Annotated in this window: 20 protein-coding genes and 3 pseudogenes; 17 read left to right on the top strand and 6 right to left on the bottom strand. The window is 70.4% G+C overall.

Annotated elements, in window-relative coordinates; genetic code table 11:
* Positions 1-7: 7 nt before the first annotated feature.
* A complete protein-coding gene (locus AB0C20_RS18650) occupies positions 8-727 on the bottom strand; it encodes a phosphatase PAP2 family protein (RefSeq protein ID WP_357568419.1) in 720 nt (239 codons plus the stop codon).
* Positions 728-998: 271 nt separating this feature from the next.
* On the opposite strand from AB0C20_RS18650, the gene AB0C20_RS18645 reads away from it, so the two are divergent.
* The 3 genes from AB0C20_RS18645 to AB0C20_RS18635 all read left to right on the top strand — a co-directional run bounded on the left by AB0C20_RS18645 (position 999) and on the right by AB0C20_RS18635 (position 3,079).
* Positions 999-1,934 carry an ATP-binding cassette domain-containing protein gene (locus tag AB0C20_RS18645; RefSeq protein ID WP_357568413.1) on the top strand — a complete coding sequence of 312 codons (936 nt, stop codon included), beginning with the start codon at positions 999-1,001 and terminating at the stop codon, positions 1,932-1,934.
* Between the two features lie 14 nt (positions 1,935-1,948).
* Entirely contained in the window at positions 1,949-2,734 is a 786-nt protein-coding gene (locus AB0C20_RS18640; RefSeq protein ID WP_357568412.1) for an ABC transporter permease, read from the top strand.
* A 108-nt stretch (positions 2,735-2,842) separates the two neighbouring features.
* Positions 2,843-3,079: a hypothetical protein gene (locus tag AB0C20_RS18635; RefSeq protein ID WP_357568411.1), complete on the top strand. Its 237-nt coding sequence runs from the start codon at positions 2,843-2,845 to the stop codon at positions 3,077-3,079.
* 52 nt (positions 3,080-3,131) lie between these two features.
* Here the strand turns inward: AB0C20_RS18635 and AB0C20_RS18630 are convergent, their stop codons facing one another.
* The 3 genes and pseudogenes from AB0C20_RS18630 to alr all read right to left on the bottom strand — a co-directional run bounded on the left by AB0C20_RS18630 (position 3,132) and on the right by alr (position 4,838).
* Positions 3,132-3,716, bottom strand: a complete 585-nt coding sequence (locus AB0C20_RS18630) for a hypothetical protein (protein ID WP_357568410.1) — start codon at positions 3,714-3,716, stop codon at positions 3,132-3,134.
* Positions 3,689-4,141, bottom strand: a complete 453-nt coding sequence (locus tag AB0C20_RS18625; RefSeq protein ID WP_357568409.1) for a hypothetical protein — start codon at positions 4,139-4,141, stop codon at positions 3,689-3,691. Before AB0C20_RS18625 ends, AB0C20_RS18630 begins: the two co-directional genes overlap by 28 nt.
* Positions 4,138-4,838: pseudogene (gene alr / locus AB0C20_RS18620) on the bottom strand (alanine racemase). Before alr ends, AB0C20_RS18625 begins: the two are co-directional and overlap by 4 nt.
* Between alr and AB0C20_RS18615 the strand changes: the two are divergent.
* Positions 4,749-5,036 (top strand): annotated as a pseudogene (locus AB0C20_RS18615) (condensation domain-containing protein); the annotation flags it as partial. The pseudogenes alr and AB0C20_RS18615 sit on opposite strands and share 90 nt — an antisense overlap.
* Before the next feature lie 19 nt (positions 5,037-5,055).
* On the opposite strand, the gene AB0C20_RS18610 reads toward AB0C20_RS18615, so the two are convergent.
* Positions 5,056-5,199 (bottom strand): PT domain-containing protein, encoded by a 144-nt coding sequence (locus AB0C20_RS18610; RefSeq protein ID WP_357568408.1) that lies wholly within the window; start codon positions 5,197-5,199, stop codon positions 5,056-5,058.
* Positions 5,200-5,309: 110 nt separating this feature from the next.
* On the opposite strand from AB0C20_RS18610, the gene AB0C20_RS18605 reads away from it, so the two are divergent.
* The 8 genes and pseudogenes from AB0C20_RS18605 (at position 5,310) to AB0C20_RS18570 (ending at position 13,468) form a co-directional block, all read left to right on the top strand.
* Positions 5,310-5,480, top strand: coding sequence for a hypothetical protein (locus AB0C20_RS18605; RefSeq protein WP_357568407.1), 171 nt, complete (start codon positions 5,310-5,312; stop codon positions 5,478-5,480).
* Positions 5,481-5,486: 6 nt separating this feature from the next.
* Positions 5,487-7,066, top strand: a pseudogene (locus AB0C20_RS18600) (AMP-binding protein); the annotation flags it as partial.
* Positions 7,067-7,351, top strand: a complete 285-nt coding sequence (locus tag AB0C20_RS18595) for a hypothetical protein (protein WP_357568421.1) — start codon at positions 7,067-7,069, stop codon at positions 7,349-7,351.
* The gene (locus AB0C20_RS18590; RefSeq protein ID WP_357568406.1) at positions 7,288-8,463 is read left to right on the top strand and encodes a thioesterase domain-containing protein; all 1,176 of its coding nucleotides are present in this window, start codon (positions 7,288-7,290) and stop codon (positions 8,461-8,463) included. Before AB0C20_RS18595 ends, AB0C20_RS18590 begins: the two co-directional genes overlap by 64 nt.
* A gap of 20 nt (positions 8,464-8,483) precedes the next feature.
* Positions 8,484-8,852, top strand: coding sequence for a D-ornithine 4,5-aminomutase subunit OraS (gene oraS / locus AB0C20_RS18585; RefSeq protein ID WP_357568405.1), 369 nt, complete (start codon positions 8,484-8,486; stop codon positions 8,850-8,852).
* On the top strand, positions 8,849-11,056 hold the full coding sequence (oraE, locus tag AB0C20_RS18580) for a D-ornithine 4,5-aminomutase subunit OraE (RefSeq protein ID WP_357568404.1): 2,208 nt from the start codon (positions 8,849-8,851) through the stop codon (positions 11,054-11,056). Before oraS ends, oraE begins: the two co-directional genes overlap by 4 nt.
* The gene (locus tag AB0C20_RS18575) at positions 11,053-12,384 is read left to right on the top strand and encodes a glutamate mutase L (RefSeq protein ID WP_357568403.1); all 1,332 of its coding nucleotides are present in this window, start codon (positions 11,053-11,055) and stop codon (positions 12,382-12,384) included. The genes oraE and AB0C20_RS18575 overlap by 4 nt, the downstream gene beginning before the upstream one ends.
* Before the next feature lie 4 nt (positions 12,385-12,388).
* Positions 12,389-13,468: an alanine/ornithine racemase family PLP-dependent enzyme gene (locus AB0C20_RS18570; RefSeq protein ID WP_357568402.1), complete on the top strand. Its 1,080-nt coding sequence runs from the start codon at positions 12,389-12,391 to the stop codon at positions 13,466-13,468.
* 371 nt (positions 13,469-13,839) lie between these two features.
* Here the strand turns inward: AB0C20_RS18570 and AB0C20_RS18565 are convergent, their stop codons facing one another.
* A complete protein-coding gene (locus tag AB0C20_RS18565; protein ID WP_357568401.1) occupies positions 13,840-14,913 on the bottom strand; it encodes a MupA/Atu3671 family FMN-dependent luciferase-like monooxygenase in 1,074 nt (357 codons plus the stop codon).
* Between the two features lie 138 nt (positions 14,914-15,051).
* Here AB0C20_RS18565 and AB0C20_RS18560 point away from each other — a divergent pair, with 138 nt between their 5' ends.
* The 5 genes from AB0C20_RS18560 to AB0C20_RS18540 form a co-directional block, all read left to right on the top strand.
* Positions 15,052-15,843, top strand: coding sequence for a DUF6875 domain-containing protein (locus AB0C20_RS18560; protein ID WP_357568400.1), 792 nt, complete (start codon positions 15,052-15,054; stop codon positions 15,841-15,843).
* Complete coding sequence (locus tag AB0C20_RS18555) at positions 15,840-16,853, top strand: methyltransferase (protein ID WP_357568399.1); 1,014 nt, start codon at positions 15,840-15,842, stop codon at positions 16,851-16,853. The genes AB0C20_RS18560 and AB0C20_RS18555 overlap by 4 nt, the downstream gene beginning before the upstream one ends.
* Entirely contained in the window at positions 16,846-18,387 is a 1,542-nt protein-coding gene (locus AB0C20_RS18550) for an AMP-binding protein (RefSeq protein WP_357568398.1), read from the top strand. Before AB0C20_RS18555 ends, AB0C20_RS18550 begins: the two co-directional genes overlap by 8 nt.
* Positions 18,388-18,414: 27 nt before the next feature.
* Entirely contained in the window at positions 18,415-18,666 is a 252-nt protein-coding gene (locus AB0C20_RS18545) for a phosphopantetheine-binding protein (RefSeq protein ID WP_357568397.1), read from the top strand.
* 39 nt (positions 18,667-18,705) lie between these two features.
* Positions 18,706-20,117: condensation domain-containing protein (locus tag AB0C20_RS18540; protein WP_357568396.1), on the top strand; the 1,412-nt coding region annotated here is incomplete at its 3' end.

The following is a 20,117-nucleotide window of genomic DNA, read 5'->3' as shown; positions in this document are numbered from 1 at the left end:
AGCGGGTTCAGCCGCGTGGCCCGGCCGGCTGTCCGCCGGTCCGGACCCGGGGCCCGCCAGCGGTGAGCAGGCGATCCAGCCCGGGCCGTTCCCGCAACGAGCCGGCCAGCCTGGTGGCAGGGCGGGCGAAAAGCAGCACCACGATCGTGGTGACCACGATGCCGATCAGGAAGCCGGCCATCACGTCGTGTGGGTAGTGCACGCCGACGAACACTCGGGAGAACGCGGCCAGGGCACCGATCGGTAGTGCGAGCAGGCCCATCCGCCAGGAGACCAGGAAGATCGCGGCGACCAAGGCGGCCGCGATCGTGCTGTGGTTGCTGGGAAACGACCAGTCGCCGGTCGGCGGGCACTCGTTCGCGATGATCGGCAGGTCCGGAAACGTCCGGCAGGGGCGTTCCGCGTCCAGGTAGGTCTTGGACCACTCGCTCAGCCCGTACGAGAGCACCACCGCGGCCCCGCCGACGAGCATCATCGCCATCGGGCGGGCCGGACCCCGGCGAGTGCGCCAGAAGACCAGCGCCCAGATCGCCGCGAGCAGCACGATACTCAGTTCGGTGAAGTGCTCCATGAAGACCTGGACGAAGCCCGGGGTGGTGTCGGCCCACTCGACGATGTCGCGGTACCACTCGGCGGTGATGTCCGGTACGTCCTCAATCTCGTCCGCGCGGATGCTCGGGCCGGCGAGGGCCGGGGCCGGAGCCGCGGCGACCGTCATCAGCGCCACTGAGGCGAGGGTAGCGGCTGCGTACTGTGGTTTCCTTGTCATTCCCACACCCTTGATTCGGATCCTCTGCCCCTGTTCGGGGCATTCGTGGAAATCGTAGGTAGCGTTCACCGCCAAGCCATCGGGCGTTAGTCATGGACGACCCCTTACTAAGGTGGGGGTCGGGTGACCGTCCTGACGAAAGTCGGGGGTGGCCGATCACCTTCGTCCGATCCCCTCAGGACGGCCGCTGCCTAGCGTGTTCGGCGACACGAGATCCGCTGGAGGCGCGATGATCACTGTTCAGGGACTTACCAAGCGGTACGACGGCAAGGCCGCGGTGGACGACCTCACTTTCTCGGTGATTCCCGGTCGGGTGACCGGATTCCTCGGGCCCAACGGGGCCGGCAAGTCCACCACCCTGCGCGTGATGGTCGGCCTCGACCGGCCGGATACCGGCGCCGCGCTGCTGCACGGGCGCCCGTACGCGGAGTTCACCCACCCGCTGCGCGAGGTCGGCGCGATGCTCGACGCCAAGGCCGTGCATCCGGGCCGCAGCGCCCGCGACCATCTGCTCGCGCTCGCCCAGAGCAATGGCATCCCGGCCCGGCGGGTCGACGAGGTCCTCGACGTGGTGGGGCTGACCACGGTGGCCGGCAAGCGGGCCGGCACGTTCTCGCTCGGTATGGGCCAGCGGCTCGGCATGGCCGCCGCGTTGCTCGGCGACCCGGGCATCCTGATCTTCGACGAGCCGGTCAACGGTCTCGATCCGGACGGCATCCGCTGGTTACGCGGGCTGCTGCGGTCCCTGGCCGCCGAGGGCCGGACAGTCTTCTTCTCCAGCCACGTGATCAGCGAGATGCAGCTCACCGCAGACCATCTGATCGTGATCGGGCGCGGCAAGCTGGTTGCCGACGGCCCAGCCGAACGGGTTGTCGCGACCACGGTCGGCGCCGTGGTAACCGTGCGCAGCCCCGATCCGGCCGGGCTGGACACACTCCAGAACCAGTTGACCGTGCGCCGGATCGCCGCCCGCCGCCTCGACCCGCACCGGCTCCAGGTCGACGCAACGCCGATCGAGGTGGTCGCCAACCTGGCGCACGCGATCCACCTGCACATTCACGAGCTGAGTCGGGCCGAAGCCTCGCTCGAGGAGGCTTACCTACGGCTCACCGCCGGCAGTTCCGAGTTCGGCGCGGGCGACAGCGCGCCGGCCGCATCGACCTGATCGGAGATCCCCGCGTGAGCAGCGTTCCCGTTACCTCTCGCCCCGCCCCGACCGGCGGGCGCTTGGCCGGCGCGGTCCTGGCCGAGTGGACCAAGCTCCGTTCGGTGCGGTCCACCTGGTGGTGCGTGGCCGGAGCGGCCGGCAGCGCTCTGCTGTTCGTGCCGATCGTCGGCTTCACGCTGGGCAACAACACCGAAGTGCCCGGCAACCCGCCGACCGTCGCGGTCAGCGAGGTCGCCGGCATGGGCGCTGCGGTCGTCCAGTTCGTTCTGGGGGTGCTCGCGCTGCTCGCTTTCACCAGCGAGTACGCCACCGGCAGCATCCGGCCGACCTTGCAGGCGGTGCCGTCCCGGGCCCGCCTGCTGGTCGCGAAGGCGGTCGTCGTCGGCGTGGTCACGCTGCTCACCGGGATCGTGCTCGGCGCGATGATCACGGGGCTGGCCGGGTTTTCGCTCGGTGACAAGGGCACCCCGCCCGAGGGCGGCACGATCCGCATGTCGCTCGCGATCGGGCTGAACTTCGCCCTGGTCAGCCTGCTCGCGCTCGGCATCGCGGTGCTGGTCCGCCGCACCGCCGGCGCGCTCACCATCGTGTTCGTGGTGTTGATGGTCGTCCCGGCCACGCTCGACCTGCTCTCGCTCGACGACCTCGCCGCGCTGCTGCCCGCCCGGGCCGGCTCGCAGCTGGTCGGCGGTGGCACCGACCCGTACGGCCGGGTCGCCGGCGCGTTCCTGCTGGCGGCTTGGGCCGCGGCCGTGAACCTGGCCGGTTACCTGCAGCTGCGCCGACGCGACGCCTGATCCGCCTCGCGGGACGACCAGAGGGGACACCTGTGGACTCGCTCGGGGACACGCGGCTGCGCCACCGGTCGAGGCGAGAGCGCACATGATCGGGATGACCGCGACCGGGTGGACGTGCTCGCGCTCAAGGACGCCGACATCGGTGTGGCGATGGGCGCGGGCAGCCGGGTGGCTCGAACGGCGGCCCAGATCGTGCTGGACGACAGCTTCGCGACGCTGGCCGCAGTGGTGGCCGAAGGACGCCGGGTGATCGGCAACATCGAGCGGGTGGCGGCGATCGCCCGGGCGGCCTCGGCGCCACTGTGGCTCTACCGGCAGCCGGTCGGGCGGCGGGCGGTGGCGTGACCGGTCGTATTTGCGTCGGTCTAGGGCCGCCGCAGGTATGCCGACTCGCCCATCAGCGCGGCCGCACCGGCAGGTCGAGCATCGACTTCAGCCCGGGTGACGCGCGCAGCACGTGCGGGACGACGTTGACCGCGAGCGCCTGGGTGGCCAGCCCGCCGTCGTATTCGGGACTGATCGTCATCGAGATGCTCGGGGTGCCGTCGACGGTGACGTGGTCGCCGGTGTCCTGGCCAGCCAGATCGGGGAGGACCTGCTGTGGGTGGATCAGCCGGACGACCTCGGTTCCGCCGCGATAGCCGACGCACCGGTGGTCGCAGCCGGCCACCATGCCGGGCTCGACCGTGACGTGCGGAGTGGTGCGGCGCACCGCGGAGATGATCGGCTCACGGACCTCCTCGATCCGGTCGACGCCGAGGCCAAGCGCGTCCGAGATCAGCCGGACGGACTGGGGAAAGCCGACGTGGCCGACCACGCTGCCGTCGGCGACGCCCGTGGCGAACCGGGCGGGCGACAGCCCCACCCCTTGCGTGCGCATCACCGTCGGCCCGTAGGGCGACAGGTCGTTGACCCGCCGAGCGGTCACCGACCGCACCTCGTGGCATCCGCCGGTCAGCAGCACCACCAGCAGGTCCAGCACGAACCCGGGGTTGACACCGGTGCCGACGACGCTGACCCCGTGCCGGCGGGCCAGCCGGTCGAGGCGCTTGGCGCGGGCCGGGTCGGGTCGGCGGCCTCCGGGGCGGCCATCTCCTCGGCGATCGACACGCAGTGCGCGCCGGCCGCCACGATCGTCTCAAGGTCGGTCTGCTGGTCGGCGAGCCACGAGGTGGTGGCGATCAGGACGACGTCCGGTCGCTGCTCGGCCAGCAGCCGGGCCGCGTCGGGTGTCACCGGCAGGCCGAGCGGGCCGGTACCGAGCACCTCGCCCGCGTCCCGGCCGGCCAGGTCGGCGCGGATGTCCGTGCAGCCGACCAGCCGCAGCCCGGGCTTGCGCAGCACCAGCCGGGCCATCCCGCTCCCCATCGCGCCCAGTCCCCACTGGACCACTCGGATCCCGCTCACGCCGCGCCCAGCACGTCGTAGTCCCGGGGCATCCGGCGGGTCAGATAGCAGTACAACTCGTACGGCACGGTCCCGATCGAACTAGCCATTTTCTCCATCGTGATCCGCAGATCACCGGAGCGACCGATGATGACGACTTCGTCGCCGATTGAAACACCTTCCCGTCGCCCACGTCAATCATCGTCTGATCCATGCATACGCGGCCGACGATCGGATAGGAACGGCCGTTGACGAGAAATCGCCCGTTATTCGAGAGAAAGCGGCTCAGGCCGTCGCCGTAACCCACCGGGACGGTCGCGATCCGGGTGGTCCGCGGTGCTGTCCAGGTGCGGCCGTAACTGACCGTGGCGCCGCTCTCGACGGTCTTCAGGAACGACACCCGGGAGACCCAGCTCAGGCCGGGGGAGAGCGGGATGCTGCGCGCCGCTGTGGGGCCGGGCAGCGCGCCGTACCCGATGATCCCGGCGCGCACCATGGTCAGCCAGGACCGTTCGTGGGCCAGGATCCCGGCCGAGTTCGCGGCGTGCACGTGCTGCGGGGTCCGGCCGATCGCGTCGCGGACCGACGCCACCGCATCGCCGAACGAGTCGAGCTGACCGGTGGTGATGTGTATGTGGTGCAGTTGGTGGTGGGGTTGTCGGGTCGGGTGGATCCGGAGCGTTTGCGGGTGGCGTTCCAGGCGGTGGTGGATCGTCATCAGGTGTTGCGGGCTCGTTTTCCGTGTATGCCGGATGGTCGGGCGGTGCAGGTGGTGATTGATGGTGTCGAGGTGCCGTTTACGTGGGTTGAGGATGCGGCTGGTGTGGTGGAGCGGTTTGTCGCGAGGGACGCGGTGACGCGGTTCGCTGTGGATCGTGAGTGTTTGGTGCGGGTGGCTTTGCTGTCGGTGGGTGAGGACGAGCATGTGCTCGTGTTCACCAATCACCATTTGTTGTTGGACGGTTGGACGGTTGGACGGTTGGACGGTTGGACGGTTGGACGGTTGGACGGTTGGACGGTTGGACGGTTGGACGGTTGGACGGTTGGACGATGGGTCCGTTGATGGCGGAGGTGTTCACCGCTTATGCCGGTGGGTCGTCGGTGCTGCCGCCGGTGACCCCCCTGGCGCGACTTCGTCGAATGGGTCGCGTCCCGCGACGAGCGGGCCGCCCGCGAGGCGTGGCGCGATGTGCTCACCGGCCTCGACACGCCGACGCTGCTCGCCGGTGGGGCCGGCCCCGATCGTCCCGACCTGCACACCGAGGCCACCTTCACGGTCGGCGCCGACCTCACCGCGAGCCTGCATCAGCTGGCCCGGGAACAGCGGGTCACGCTCAGCACCGTGCTACAGGCGAGCTGAGGCGTCCTGCTGTCCCGGTTGACCGGTCAGACCGACGTGGTGTTCGGCTCGCCGGTCTCCGGCCGCCCCGCCGACCTGCCCGGCGTCGAGACGATGATCGGTCTGTTCATCAACACACTGCCGGTGCGGGTCGGCGCCCACCCCACGCGCAGCTTCGCCGACGTGCTGGCCGCCCTCGACCGCGACCACACGGTCACCCGGGAACACCAGCAGCTCGGCCTGGCCGAGATCCACCAGGTCACCGGCCTGCCGGAGCTCTTCGACACGCTGCTGACCGTCGAGAACTACCCGCTCGGCACCGAGATCTTCGACGACCTGCCCGGCATCCCACGGGTCACCGGTGTGCACGCGAAGGACGCCACCAACTACCCGCTGAACGCGACCGCGCTGCCCGGCGAGACGATTCGGATCAGCCTGGCCCACCGCACCGACGCGTTCTCCACCGAGGAGATCGCCGCGATCATGGACCGGTGGCGGCACCTGATCGCCGTGGTCGTCGCCGACCCCACGGTGCCGCTCGGCCGGATTGACGTGCTGCCCGCCGGGGAACGGCACCGGGTACTGCACGACTTCAACGCGACCGGCGCCGTCGAGGTCGCCGTCGCGACGGTCCCCGAGCGGTTCGCGGCGGTGGTGGCCCACGACCCGGACAAGGTCGCCGTGGTCTGCGAGGGCGAGACCCGGACGTACGCGGAACTCGACGCCGACTCCAACCGGCTGGCCCGGGCGCTGATCGAGGCTGGCGCCGGCGCGGAGAACGCGGTCGCGATCCTGCTGCCCCGGTCGATCGACATGGTCGTGACCGTGCTGGCGGTGCTCAAGTCGGGCGCCGCCTACCTGCCGCTCGACCCCGGCTACCCGCCGGACCGGCTGGCGTACACGATCGCCGACGCCGGTGCCGTGGTCGCGGTGACCACCCCGGGCGGCAGCGGGCACGGCGTCCCGGTCCTGGACCCCGGCCACTGTGCGGTGGCACGGCACTCCGCCGCCCCGGTCACCGACGCCGACCGGCGAGTTCCGATGCACCCCGAACATCCGGCCTGGGTCATTTACACCTCCGGCTCGACCGGGCGGCCCAAGGGCGTGGTCGTCTCGCAGGCCAGCGCCGTCAGCTACCTCGACGTCTGCCGGGACGTCTACAGTCGGTCGGCGGGTACCACGGCGTTCTTCGGCAACATCGCGTTCGACCTGTCGATCCCGGCGTACCTCGGCACGCTCACCTCCGGCGGACGGTTGCTGGTCTGTCCGAACGACGACCTGGCAGCGCCGGAGACGCTCCCGCACCTGCGGGAGGCGACGTTCCTGAAGATCACCCCGAGCCACCTGCGGGCGTATGGCCCGGCCGTCTGGGACGAGGTGCGCGACTGCGACATCGTGGTCGGCGGCGAGGCGCTGACCGCCGACCTGCTCGGCCAGATCGTCGGCAACGGGCGCCGAGTGATCAACGAGTACGGGCCCACCGAACGACCGTCGGCTGCATCGTCTACCAGGCCGGTCCCGGCGACTGCGCCGCCACCGGCCCGGTCGCGGTCGGCCGCCCGATCGCCGGCACGCTGGTCTACGTTCTCGACGCCAACCTTCAACCGGTGCCGCCCGGTGTGCCCGGTGAGCTCTACCTGACCGGGGTTGCCGTCGCCCGTTGCTACCGCGGCCGGCCGGACCTCACCGCCGCATGCTTCGTCGCCGACCCGTTCGCCGCCGACGGGTCCCGCATGTACCGCAGCGGCGATCTGGTGCGGTGGGACGAGCACGGCGACATGACCTACCTGGGTCGGATGGACGAACAGCTGAAGATCCGTGGCTTCCGGTGGAGCCGGCCGAGATCGAGGGCGTCCTGGCCCGGCACGAGTCGGTGGCTCGGGCCGTGGTGATCGCCCGGGACGCCGCCTCCGGCGCGAAGCGGCTCGTCGCGTACGTCGTCCCGGCGCCCGGGCACACCGTCGCGGGCGGACCCCTCAAGGAGCATGTCGGAGCGGTGCTGCCCGAGTACATGGTGCCCTCGGCCGGGGTCCCGATCGCCAACGTGTCGCTGACCCCGAACGGCAAGCTCGACCAGCGGGCCCTTCCGGTCCCCGGCCCGGACTCCGACGACGAGGTCACGCTTCCGGACGGGCCGGCCGAGGTGCTGCTCGGCACGCTGTTCGCCGAGGTGCTGGGCCGCGACCTGATCGGCCGCCACCAGTCCTTCTTCGACCTGGGCGGCGACTCGCTGTCGGCGATGCGGCTGAAGGCGCGGCTCCTCGCGGCGACCGGCACCGACCTGGCCGTTCGCCTGATTTTCGAGCACCCGACCGTGGCGGCGCTGGCCGCCCGCCTCGGCACGGGCGCGGACCCCGGGCTGGACGAGCGGATCGTCACACTGCGCGAGGGCGACGGAGCGCCCGGCGTGTTCTGCGTGCCCGCCGTCGAGGGGACCAGCTGGAACTACCGCGGCCTGCTGGACCACCTCGACCCGGCGGTTCGCGTGTACGGCCTGCAGGCGTGGCCGCTCCTGGCGGGCGCCGCCCCGGCGAGCCTCACCGATCTGGCCGCCGCCCACGTCGACGCGATCCTCGGCGCGCAGCCGGACGGCCCCTGGCACCTGATCGGCTGGTCGTTCGGCGGCTGCGTGGCCCACGAGGTGGCGGTCCAGTTGCAGCGGCGCGGCAAGCAGGTGGCCTCGCCGGTGCTGCTCGACGTTCATCCGCTGTTCGGCGACGCGCTCGCCGCGAGCGGCCTGACCGTCGACGGCCACGACGTGCCCGCCGAGGCGATGGAGGTGCTGCTCGCCGCCGAACGGCTGCGCGTCGGGCACGTGCCCGGAGTGTTCGACGGACCGGTGGAGCTGTTCGTCGCGGCCGCCGACCGGCTCACGCTGCCGGACTGGGATCCGTACGTCCGGGGACCGGTGCGCCGGCACGAGGTCCACGCCGGTCACGCCGAGATGCTCGACCCGCTGGTCCTGCGGCTGTACGGCGCAGCCCTGACGGAGATGTTCCGGTAGCGAGAGGAACGGGAGATTCGATGGACGACGAACGTACGCGCCTGATCTCGGACCGGCTAGAGGAACTGGCAGCCCTGCCGGACGAGGCGATCAGGGACCGGTTCCGGCAGCTCTGCGACGACGTGGTGGCCCCGCTGATCGGCCTGGCCCGCACCCACACCAGCCCCTCGATCGAGCGGTCGGTGCTGCTGCGGATGGGCGTCGACAGCGTCACCGCCCGCGACGTGGTCGCCAAGATCGTCGAGGCCGGGCTGCTCGACAGGGGTGCCGAGCACGTGCTGCGGCGGGTGGCCGAGCGGAGCGGAACCGACGTGCGAACCGCGGCCGGGCACCTGCTGACGAACCCCGGCGTGCTGACCGGGCTTTTCGCCGGGGACGGCCGCCGATGACTGGGCTACCACCGCTGAACCCGGGCAGCAAGATGGACATCGAGGCGATCCTCACCGGACTGGAGTCGTACCGGCCCCGGCGCAACGGCTGGGTGTGGCGCGACGTGCCGCCGGACGGCGTACCCATGGGACCGTTCACCTTCCGCGACATGGCCGCGCCGCTTGCCCGTGGTGTCCCGCTGCCCGCCGCCCGGCACTTCGACGGCATCGACCCGCAACCCAGCTGCGTCGTGACCGCCGAGATCGCGTCCGGGCGTTTCGAGGACGACCTGCGTCGGATGCGGATGGCCGCGTGGCACGGCGCCGATCACATCATGGTCATCCGCACCACCGGTCAGAGCCACATCGACGGGCTGATCGAGGGCACCCCGGAGGGCATCGGCGGCGTCCCGATCAGCCGCAAGCAGATCCGGGCCACCCGGCGCGCGGTTGACCTCATCGAGGACGAGGTGGGCCGCCAGATCAACCTGCACAGCTACGTCTCGGGGGTCGCCGGTCCCGAGGTCGCGGTGCTGTTCGCCGAAGAGGGCGTCAACGGCGCGCACCAGGACCCGCAGTACAACGTGCTGTACCGCAACATCAACATGATCCGGTCGTACGTCGACGCGGCCGAAGCCAAGAAGGTGCTGGCCGGCGCGGGGATCCTGCAGATCGACGGCGCGCACAACGCCAACGCCACCGCCCGGCACGGCTGGGCGGTGCTGCCCGAACTGCTCGTGCAGCACGGCATCAACGCCGCGTTCTCGGTCGCGGTCGGCATGACCCCGGACCTGATCGGGCTCTCCACGGTCCCGCCGAACGCAGCGCCGGCGCCCAAGCTTTGGTTCGACCTGCCGTACGCGGTCGCGCTGCGCGACATGTTCCCCGGCTACCGGATCCGGGCTCAGCAGAACACCCGCTACATCGAGTCAGACCTGGACGAGGCGGTGCGCACGCACACCGTCGACACGCTGATCTCGATGCTCACCGGCGCGGACATCCAGAGCACGATCGCCCCGGACGAGGGCCGCAATCTCCCGTGGCACCACAACAACATCCGGGCGTTGCAGACGGTCAAACAGACCTGGGCGGCACTGGACGGCATCACCGAACTGGTCCGCCTCGACCGTAGCGGCCCGCTGGGCCGGATGGCGTCCGACATCAAGCGGCGCGCTGTCGTGTTCCTTGAGGAGATGCTGGCCACCGGCGGCTATCTCGCCGCGGTGGAGGCCGGGTTCTTCGTCGACTCGGCGGCTTATCCCGAGCGCAACGGCGACGGCATCGCCCGGGACATCGACGGCGGCGTCGCCGCCGGCACCGTCGTGGCCCGTGCCCCGGACTATCAGGCCCCGGTCTGTGGGCACTTCGGCGACAACAAAGCGGCCGCGGAGCGCCCGTGCGAGCCGATCGGCGGCTGCACGCTCTGCGATCCGTCGAAGATCGCCTACATCGCCGAACTCGACCAGGAGGACACCGCGGAGCAGCGACTGCGGCGGACCAAGCCGTACCGCGACGGTGGCATCCTGCTGCCCGAGACGGAACGGAGCGGCGACGGCGTCGTACTGGTCCAGTTCACCATCCCGGACGCGCCCGAGTACGCCCGTGCGGCCGCGCTCGAGATGGCACGCGGCATGCGGCTGGCCGACCCCGAGGTGCTCTCGCTCACCGTGCTGCAAGCCGCCGAGGGTTGCTTCGTCGAGGTGAAGGGCCGGGTCACCGAGGGCGTCGACCGGCGCGGGCTGCGCATCCGGCGGCGCCCGGACCGGCTCGGCGACGACGAACTGCGCGCCGAGGTAGCCCGGCTCGGGCTGGTCGTGGTGGCCGGCAGGGTGGGCGAGGACGAGCACAGCGTCGGACTGCGCGAGATTCTCGACATCAAGCACGGCGGCATCGAGTCGTACGGCGTCAAGTACCACTATCTCGGCACGTCGGTACCGGTCGGCAAGCTGATCGACGCTGCGGTGGAGACCGGCGCGGCCGCCATCCTGATGTCCACGGTCATCAGTCACGGCGACATCCACCGCGCCCAGATGCGTACGCTGGCCGAGCTGTGCCGCGAGCGCGGGGTACGCGACCGGTTGGTGCTGATCGCCGGCGGCACCCAGGTCAACGCGGACATGGCCGCCGAGACCGGCCTCGACGCCACGTTCGGCCGCGGCACCAGGGGCGCCGACGTGCTGGACGCGCTCATTCGGCTGCTGCGAGCCCGGGAGCAGACGCGGTGAGGGCCGACGTCCTCGTGCTCGAGGTGGGCTCGACGATCACAAAGGCCACCGCGTTCCGCGCCGAGGGCGGCGCCCTGGTCCGGGCCGGTCAGGCTCTCGCCGCGACCAGCCTCGCCACCGGCGACGTCTGCGCGGGCGTCGACGAGGCGGTCGCGGACCTCGGTCGCCGGGGCATCCGGACCGCCGGCGCCGAGGTCTTCGTGACCAGTTCGGCGGCTGGCGGGCTACGGATGACCGTGCACGGGCTCACCACGGGGATGACCGCGCGGGCAGCCCGGGAAGCGGCGTTGAACGCGGGCGGCATCGTCGAGTTCGTCACCGCCGGCCCGCTCGGCGGCGACGACGTGGACCGCATCCGCCGCGCCGCGCCGAACCTGGTGATCCTCGCCGGCGGCGTGGACCACGGCGAACGCGACATCGTGGTGGCCAACGCCCGGCACCTCGCCGGGCTCGGCGGCCGTATCCCGATCATCTTCGCCGGCAACATCGCGGCCCGAGCCGAGGTTCACCGGGTGCTTTCCGTCGCCGGGGCAGCCGTGTCCGTCGCCGACAACATCTTCCCCGACGTCGACGTGCTGGCCCTGGAACCGGTGCGGCGGATCGTGCAGGAGGAGTTCAACCGCCACATCGTCACCGCGCCCGGACTGTCCGGCCTCGCCGCCCGGACCTCCCACCCGGTCGTGCCCACCCCGTCCGCAGTCCTGCGGGCCGCCGAGATCTTCGCCGACGTGGCCGGTGACTGCCTGGTGGTGGATGTCGGCGGGGCCACCACCGACGTGCACAGCGTCACCGAGGGCACGGTCTACTGGGCCGGGCGCGGCGCCGAACCGTACCCCCGCACCCGGCGTACGGTCGACGGTGACCTCGGGGTGTTCGTCAACGCGCCGGCCGTGGCCACCCTGGCCGGCGGCGACCTGCCGGACCGGCTCGGCGAACTGGCGCCGTTCGCCACCGCCGACGGTCAGCGGGACACCGTGGCCCGGCTCCGGTCGGTCGCGGTGGACACCGCTGTCCGCCGGCACGCCGCCGTCGTCACCGACGTGATCGGCCCTGGGGGCGGCCGCCGGTCCGTGCGCGGGGGCACCGACCTGACCGCGGTCCGCTGGGTGCTCGGCACCGGCGGCGCGCTGACCCGGGTGCCGGGCGGCGCGGCGACGCTGCGTGGCATCTGCCGCGGCGCCGGCGCGAATTTGCTGCCCGAGCCGGACGCGACGGCTCTGCTCGACGCCGAGTACCGCCTCTCCGCCCTGGGCGTGGTGGCGCAGGCCGATGCCGAGGCGGTCCGGGAGACGCTGCGGCGCTGGGCCGTCGGTCACTGCGGGCGGTGAGCGGATGTACCTGGACACGCCGCGGCTGGAGCTCTACATCGACCGGTTCGAGCACAACGCCGCCACGGTGATCGGGCTCTGCCGGCGCCACGGCGTCGAGGTCACCGGCGTAACCAAGGTGACCGGCGCGCACCCGGCGCTGCTGCGCTCGCTCGACCGGGCCGGCGCGTCGATGGTCGCCGACTCCCGGGTGGACAATCTGAGGCAGCTCGCCGCGGCCGGGGTCGACCTGCCCACGATGCTGCTGCGCCCGCCCACTCCGAGCGAGGTCGCCGACGTGGTCCGTTGGGCCGACTACTCGCTGAACTCGTCGCTGGCCACGATGGAGGCGCTGTCGCAGGCCGCCCAGACGCTGCGCCGCCGGCACCGGGTGGTGAACATGGTGGATGCCGGCGACCTGCGCGAGGGCATCTGGCCGGACCGCGTCATCCCGGTCATCCGCAAGGTGGCCCGGCTGTCGCGGATCGAGGTCGCCGGGCTCGGCACCAACCTGGCCTGCCTCAGCGGCGTGGTGCCGACCACCGCGCACATGCGGTTGCTGGTGGACCTGCGCGACGAGTGCCGGGCGGTCACCGGCCTGCCGCTCGACCTGCTCTCCGGCGGCAACAGCGCGAACCTGCCGATGCTCACGGCCAGCGGGATGCCCGCCGAGATCAACAATCTGCGCATCGGCGAGACCATCGCGCTCGGCCGCAACCCCCTGGACCGTACGCCGTGGCCGGGCACCCGGCAGGACACCGTCCGGCTGGTCGCCGAGGTGGTCGAGGTGGAGCGCAAGCCGTCCGCGCCGACCGGCGAGTTCGCCCAGGACGCGTTCGGGGCGCTGCCCGAGGAGGTCGACCGCGGCGTGCGCAGCCGGGCCATCTGCAACGTAGGTCGGCAGGACGTCAGGGTGGAGGACCTGCTCCCGGAGGACCCGGGGATCGTCGTGGTCGGCGCCAGCAGCGACCATCTCGTGCTCGACGTCGAGGACGCCGCGCGGGACGTGCAGGCCGGCGCCGAAATCGGTTTCCACACCGGGTACGCCTCGCTGCTCTCCGCCACCACCTCCCCGTACGTGCGCAAGGTGGTGATCCGCGGATGAGCGGCCTCGCGGCCGTGGTCGGGATGTCGTTGTCCACGCTCGGCGCCGGCATCCGCTACGTGGCGCCGCCCCTGCCCGGCGGCGACCCCGCGCTCGAGGTAGCCGTGGTCGAGGTCTATCGCTTCTGGGCTCGGAACGTACCGCCGCCCGCTCACCTGCACCCCACCCGACGGGCGATCTCCGCGTTCGGCAAACCCTCGGCAGCCAGCCGCACCGTCCGGGCCCGCTGCACATGCCCCGCCGGGGCGGTCGGCGAGCGGGTCAACCCCCGTAGCCGGGCACCATCACCCGGACGGAGCACCAATGGCGCGGCAACCGACACACCTGACTGTCCCGCATCCCATGCGTCCAATCACTTCAGCCACGCCACACTAGGGGTGTGCGGACATGGCATCGTGGACGCGGGCCAGTCGGGCGATGCTGTCGTGGACGAGTTCCGGATCGTCTATGAAGTCCACCAGGCATGCGATCTCGTCCACCCCGATGTCACGCAGTCTCCGGGCGATGTCCAGACACTGCGTCTCCGACCCGATGAACGACGCGCCGTCGAAGTATCTGTTCGCCGCCAACTCGACGGCCCGGTCGCGGGCACCAGGGTCGAACATCACCGCACGGGCCCGTCGGCCCCCGCTCATTTTTCCACCGGCGTTCACCGCTGCGGTTTCCAGGTCCAGGGCGGTCTTGATGTACCTCTTGAGAAAGGGTCCGGCAATGGCCCGAGCCTGCTCGGTGGAATCGGTGATGTACGTGTGCAGCATGACGGTCACCTTTCCTCCGGGCGTTGTCCGGGCGCCGCGATAAACGCTGATCTTCGCGGCGAGGTCGTCGATGTCCTGGTTTTCCAGGTGCGTCAGTACGTTGACGTCCAGTTCGCCGGCGTGCCGAAACGTCTCCACACTTCGGGAGGCGGTGATCCAGATTGGTATGAGCGGGGTGACCGGTCGCGGATAGATGTTCAGTTCCACCGACGTGCCGTTCGGGTTCTCGGCGGTCCACACGCCAGACTGCCACGCGTCGCGGATCGCCGTCACGTCGGCCAGCACCCGTTCCCGGCGTGACCGGAACGCTGACGTGTCGATGACGAAATCATTGACGTTCCAGCCGGATCCGAGGGAGATGGCCGCCCGGCCGCCGGAGATGCAGTCCACGACGGCGAAGTCTTCGATCACCCGTACCGTCGGGTGCAGTGGACTGATCACGCTTCCGGCGCGTATCTGAATTCGCTCGGTCGTGGCCGCGATCGCCGCCGACGTGACGGCGGCGTTGGGAAAGGCGCCCCCGAAACGGTGAAAATGTCGCTCCGGAGTGGACAGAAAATCGAGGCCCAGTTGATCGGCCTGGCGGGCGACATCCAGCAGCATCCGGTAGGTCCGGCGTGGTTCGTCGGCAAGGGCGGCGAAGAAGAAAACACCCAATCCGAACGTCAATTCGTGACGGCTTCGCACGTAGGCGCTCCCTCCAGGTGTCGGTTTGCCGAGGGGTGGCAACTTCGTGTCAGGGTTGCCAGTAGTGCGGGCGATGTCAACCCCTACGGCGCCGGTCGCCGCACCTAGGGGTTATCGTGGGGTCGACTCGGTGACGAAATGGAAACCCCTAGAAACCCTTTATTGACGGTCGGCCGAATATCTCTTACGGTTGCTGGTATCCACCGCGACCCAATAGCATGCGATCGTGACTCGTCGCCCACGAGCCGGAAGGTGCATAAATTGTGGACTTTACCCGGCTATGGTTCGACGGACGTGCAATACTGCGGCTGCCTGGCGGCGGACAAGAAGCTCGCTGTCCTGCGCAGATGGACGAGGGAATTCCTGACCAGCCCGCACCCTGATCTCGGCCGAGAGGGTGAAGTATGCCCCTTCATGAGGGGGTCGCTCCGGCAGGACCTAACCAAATACATATCGCTGCACATAGACTCGGATGGCGAGTCTTTCGCCCGGCTGGTGCGACACCTGCGTACGCGCTTTCGGCGGGATACGCAACGGCCAGCAGGCGCTCACCTGACGTACCTCCTCATCCCGCACGGCCGACCGGAGGTCGAGCTGATATCAATGGTGGCCAACGTGCAGGCCCGCCTGAAGTCGGAGTTCGTCAAGCACGGCCTCATGCTGGGTGAGTTCTTCCCCGGCAATCCGACAGGCGGCCTCCACTCCGCCCACTTCCGTCCGCTCGCCGCACCGGTACCGCTGCTCGCCATCCGGCGCATGGTGGCCAGCGATCTCTCCTTTCTCGTCGCCGATCACGTCCCGCCCGCTCAGCGGCTGTACTTCCTCGGCTGCTACCGCGAGACGTTCAAGGGGCGGCTCAAGGCCGTCTGGGCCGAGCGCTTGGACGCCGCCGAGAAGGCGCAGCGCCGTGCCGCGGGAGCGGACGCGTGACGGCCGCGTCCCACGCGCGCCGGCTGCGGGCGCTTGCCGACCCCGCCCCAGGACGCGTGCTGCACGTCCTGTGCGTACTGGGTATTCCAGAGCTGCTGCTGCGCGGTGCATCGACAGGCGCGGACCTGGCCGTCGCCGTCGGGGCGGACCCGTCGGCGCTGCATCGGGTGCTGCGCGTCGCCGCAGCCCTGGACGTCGTGGCGGAGGACCCCCCGGGCCGGTGGCAACTGCTTCCGGCGGGGGAACTGCTCTGCCCCGGCGTGCCCGGCGGCTTGCACGCCGAGTTCTCCGACAACGACCTCTTCGCGGTCTGGACCGAGTTCGCCCACAGCGTTCGTACCGGTGAACCATGCTACGAGCGGATGTTCGGCGCGCCGGTGTTCACCCGGCTCCAGCGCGCGCCAGAGCGCAGGGAGGCATTCCAGCGCCACATGGCAGAACGGGCCTCCGGCGTGTACGGCCCGCTTGTCGGGTTGCCGGTCTGGCCCACCGACGGTGTGCTGCTCGACGTGGCGGGAGGGACCGGCTTGCTCCTGGCCATGCTGCTTGCCCCTCGACCGCGCCTGCAGGGTGTGTTGTTCGAACTTCCGGAGGTCGCCGCGATGGCGCGACTGGACGGAACGCCCGACCTGCGGAGCCGCACTCGGCTGGTCGCGGGCGATGTCTTCACGGACCGGGTCCCGACCGGCGACGTCGCGGTGTTGGCCAGCGTGCTGCATGACTACCCCGATGCCGAGGCGGTACGGATCCTCCGGGAGTGTGCCGACAGCACGAACCGGGTGCTCCTGGTGGAGCGCGTCCTACCGGTCGGCGGAGACCCGTACGGCGGATTCCTCAACGACCTGCTGATGCTGGCGATGTGTGGCGGCCAGGAACGTACCGAGGGCGAGTGGCGGGCACTCGTCGAGTGTGCCGGTCTGTGTCTTCGCGGCGTCCACGCGGCGAGTGGCACCGACCTCGCCGTGATCGAATGCGTGCCGCGCCGGCCACCCGCAACGTCCCATGGATGAGCCGGTGGCCCACCCGACCGTTGCGCCGTGCTCGGTGGCTGGTCTGCTCGACCGCGCCGCGCAGAGGTGGCCGCAGGCCGTCGCGGTGACCGATACCGCCGGGTCGTGGACCTACGCCGAACTCCGGAGCCGAGCCAGAGCCTTCTCCGCGTGGCTGCTTGCTCAAAGCGTCACCGAAGGCGGGCGGGTCATCCTCCGGATGGACAACCGCCGGGCCGTCGTGCCGGCCATTTTCGGCACGCTGCTGGCCGGTGCGGTGGGGGTCCCGGTCAATCCGCACATGAGGCCCTTCCAGCTGAACGCCGTTCTGCGCGAATGCGCTCCGGCCACCGTCGTGGCGGTGGACGCGGAGGCTCTGGCGGCGACGGAGCTGCCGCCAGGCGTACGGGTGTACCACAGCGACGCGGTGTCAAGCTGGTGTGAGAGGTGGATCGACGAGCGCGGGGCGGACGCCGGGGTAGCGTGGCGCGCTGCCGGGGTGGCCGATGATCCGGAGCGCCTCGGGCTGATGATCTACACCTCCGGCAGCACATCAATGCCAAAGGCCGTGATGAGCCCTCACCGGGCGATCGACTTCGTCACCGGCGCCATCGCCGCCCGGCTGGGCTACCGCTGCGACGACGTCGTGCTGTGCGCGTTGCCGGTCTCCTTCGACTACGGCCTCTACCAGATCTTCCTGGCCGCGCTGGCCGGCGCTGAGCTGGTGCTGATGGAGTCGGACAGTCAGCTGCGTCTCCTGCACACCATGTCAAGCCGCCGCGTCACGGTCGTGCCGGTCGTGCCGTCCCTCGCGCAGTTGCTGGTCCGCCTGGCCAGGCGCCCGACGGCCCCACGGCCGCAGGTCAGGCTGTTCACCAATACCGGCGCGGCGCTGCCCGGACCGCTGATCACACAACTGCGGGACACGTTCCCCGAAGCGGCGGTCGTACTGATGTACGGCACCACAGAATGCAAGCGAATCACAATCGCCGATCCGGATGTCGACCGGGTCCGCCCCGGCTCGGTGGGAACCCCCCTTCCCGGCACGACGGTCACCGTGCTCGACGCCGTCGGCGCTGCCGTGCAGGCGGGAACCGTCGGCGAGATCGTGGTGCACGGTCCGCACGTGATGAGCGGCTACTACAACGCGCCAGCCCTGACGGAGCGAAGGTTTCGCCGAGACCGGCTCGGGCGGTCGTCTGCCCTGTACACCGGCGACTTCGGGTGGCTCGACCGCGACGGCCACCTGTACTTCGCGGGACGCCGCGACGATTTGTTCAAGCGACGCGGTGTGCGCGCCTCGCTGGCCGAGATCGAGGCCGCAGCCCTCGACGTCCGTGGCGTGACCGCGGCCGCGGCCTTGCCCCCGGACGAGAACCGCGATCTCACCCTCGCTGTGGTGAGCGAGGTCCCGCCGTCGGATGTGCTGCGGGGAATCGCGCTCCGGCTGGAGGCAGCCAAGGTGCCGGCGGCCTGCGTACGGCTTCCCGAACTCCCCCTGACGACGAACGGGAAGACCGACCGCGCCGCCCTTGTCGCCATGCTCTTCGAGTAGACGGAACCCGTAGCGAGGAGCGATGCCATGACCGCCGTACCCGACACGCTCAAGCAGCTCATCCACAGCGTGCTGGCCGAGACCCTCGGTGACACTCCCATCGACGCCGATCTCAGCCTCGGCTCCGTCGGTCTGGACTCGATGGCCACGGTGGAATTGCTGATCCGCGTCGAGAAGACCTTCGGCGTCACGATTCCGGACGAGCTGCTCACCGTCCAGACGTTCGCTACCCCGGCGGCGTTGTGGGCCGTTATCGCCGGACAGCAACCAAGGGTCTGACCACGTCCTATCCGTTCCCACCGATCACCAGGAGTGAGAATGGCCCCGCAAGCCGACCCGGCGCGTCTTCCGTTGCTGATGGCACAGCTCGGACTGTGGTATGCACAGGAGCTGCGGCCCGACGACGTCTACAACGTCGGCGAGTACCTGGAGATCTTCGGACCGCTGGACGGGGCCCTGCTCGATGCGGCGTACCAGCGCGTGCTCACCGAGGTGGAGACCCTTCGGATCCGGATCGTCGTGGGCCACGACGGTCCACAGCAGGTCGTCGAGCCGTACAGGGAGAGGCCGCTACGGCAGCTGGACCTCGGCGGCGAGGCGGAGCCACTCGCGGCGGCCCAGGAGTGGATTGCGGCGGACATGGGTCGACCCGTCGATCTGTCAGCAGAGGCGATCTCCTGCGCCACCCTGATCAGGGTGGCGCAGGACCATCACATCTTCCATCACCGCAGCCACCATCTGGCGATGGACGGGTGGAGCTGGGCACTGGTGGCCCGGCGCCTCGCGGACTGCTACACCACCCTGGCGGCCGGGCGTCCCTGGACGGCAGGCGAGGGCTCGTTGCGCGATCTGCTCGACAACGAGGCGGCGTACCGGTCCTCCGCCGCCTTCGGCGCGGACGCGGACCACTGGCGCGATGTGTTGGCCGACCGATCGGACATTGTCAGCCTCAGCGAGCGACCGGTAGCGCCGCACAGCCGCAAATTCCTGCGTCACGTCCGGTCGGTGCCGACCGACACTGCCCGTCGCGTCGCAGCCGGTGCGCAGAAGATGGGAACGCGCTGGTCCGACTTCCTGGTCGGAGCGGTAGCCGCCTATGTCGGCCGAATTGCCGGCTCGTACGAAGTCACCGTGGGCCTTCCCGTGTCCGCGCGGTTCGGCGGCGACGAGCGGCGCATACCCGGGGTGCTGGCGAACGTTGTGCCCCTGAGGGTGCGCACGGATCCGTCCGTCACCGTCGCCCAGTACACAGCCGCCGTTCGTACGAGCATCTTCCGGGCTCTCCGGCACGGACGTTACCGGTCCGAGGACATGCGACGCGCTACCGGCATGGCCGGTGCCGACGCCGCCCTGTTCGGACCGGTGGTCAACGTCACGGCCTTCGACCGCGCACTGAGTTTCGCCGGCAGCCCGGCCGTGGCCCGGAACGTTTCCCATGTGCCCGTGGACGACCTCCACATATCGATCTTCGAGCGTGCGCCCGGCGATGGCTGGCAGGTCGTCGTCGATGGCAACGCGGACCGGTACAGCGGTGCGGATCTGGAACACCACACCAACCGGATTCTCGACTTCGCCGTACGTCTGGCGGAATCCGACCTGCACCGGCCCATCGGGACGGTCGAGCTGGTCTCCGTTGCGGAGCGTGGGCGGTTGTTGGTGGAGTTTGGGGATGGTGGTGTGGTTGGTGGTGGGGGTTCGGTGGTGGGTTTGTTTGGTAGGCGGGTGGTGGG

The sequence above is a fragment of the Micromonospora sp. NPDC048843 genome, assembly GCF_040649965.1.
GTDB lineage: Bacteria > Actinomycetota > Actinomycetes > Mycobacteriales > Micromonosporaceae > Micromonospora > Micromonospora hortensis.
Note: the sequence above shows the minus strand (reverse complement) of the source record. Positions and strands in the feature narration are given on the sequence as shown.

Excerpts from the sequence above, each read along its gene's own strand:
- AB0C20_RS18645 (WP_357568413.1), top strand. The coding sequence starts at position 999 with ATGATCACTGTTCAGGGACTTACCAAGCGGTACGACGGCAAGGCCGCG.
- oraS (WP_357568405.1), top strand. The coding sequence starts at position 8,484 with ATGGACGACGAACGTACGCGCCTGATCTCGGACCGGCTAGAGGAACTG.
- oraE (WP_357568404.1), top strand. The coding sequence starts at position 8,849 with ATGACTGGGCTACCACCGCTGAACCCGGGCAGCAAGATGGACATCGAG.
- AB0C20_RS18570 (WP_357568402.1), top strand. The coding sequence starts at position 12,389 with ATGTACCTGGACACGCCGCGGCTGGAGCTCTACATCGACCGGTTCGAG.
- AB0C20_RS18560 (WP_357568400.1), top strand. The coding sequence starts at position 15,052 with ATGGAAACCCCTAGAAACCCTTTATTGACGGTCGGCCGAATATCTCTT.
- AB0C20_RS18550 (WP_357568398.1), top strand. The coding sequence starts at position 16,846 with ATGGATGAGCCGGTGGCCCACCCGACCGTTGCGCCGTGCTCGGTGGCT.
- AB0C20_RS18545 (WP_357568397.1), top strand. The coding sequence starts at position 18,415 with ATGACCGCCGTACCCGACACGCTCAAGCAGCTCATCCACAGCGTGCTG.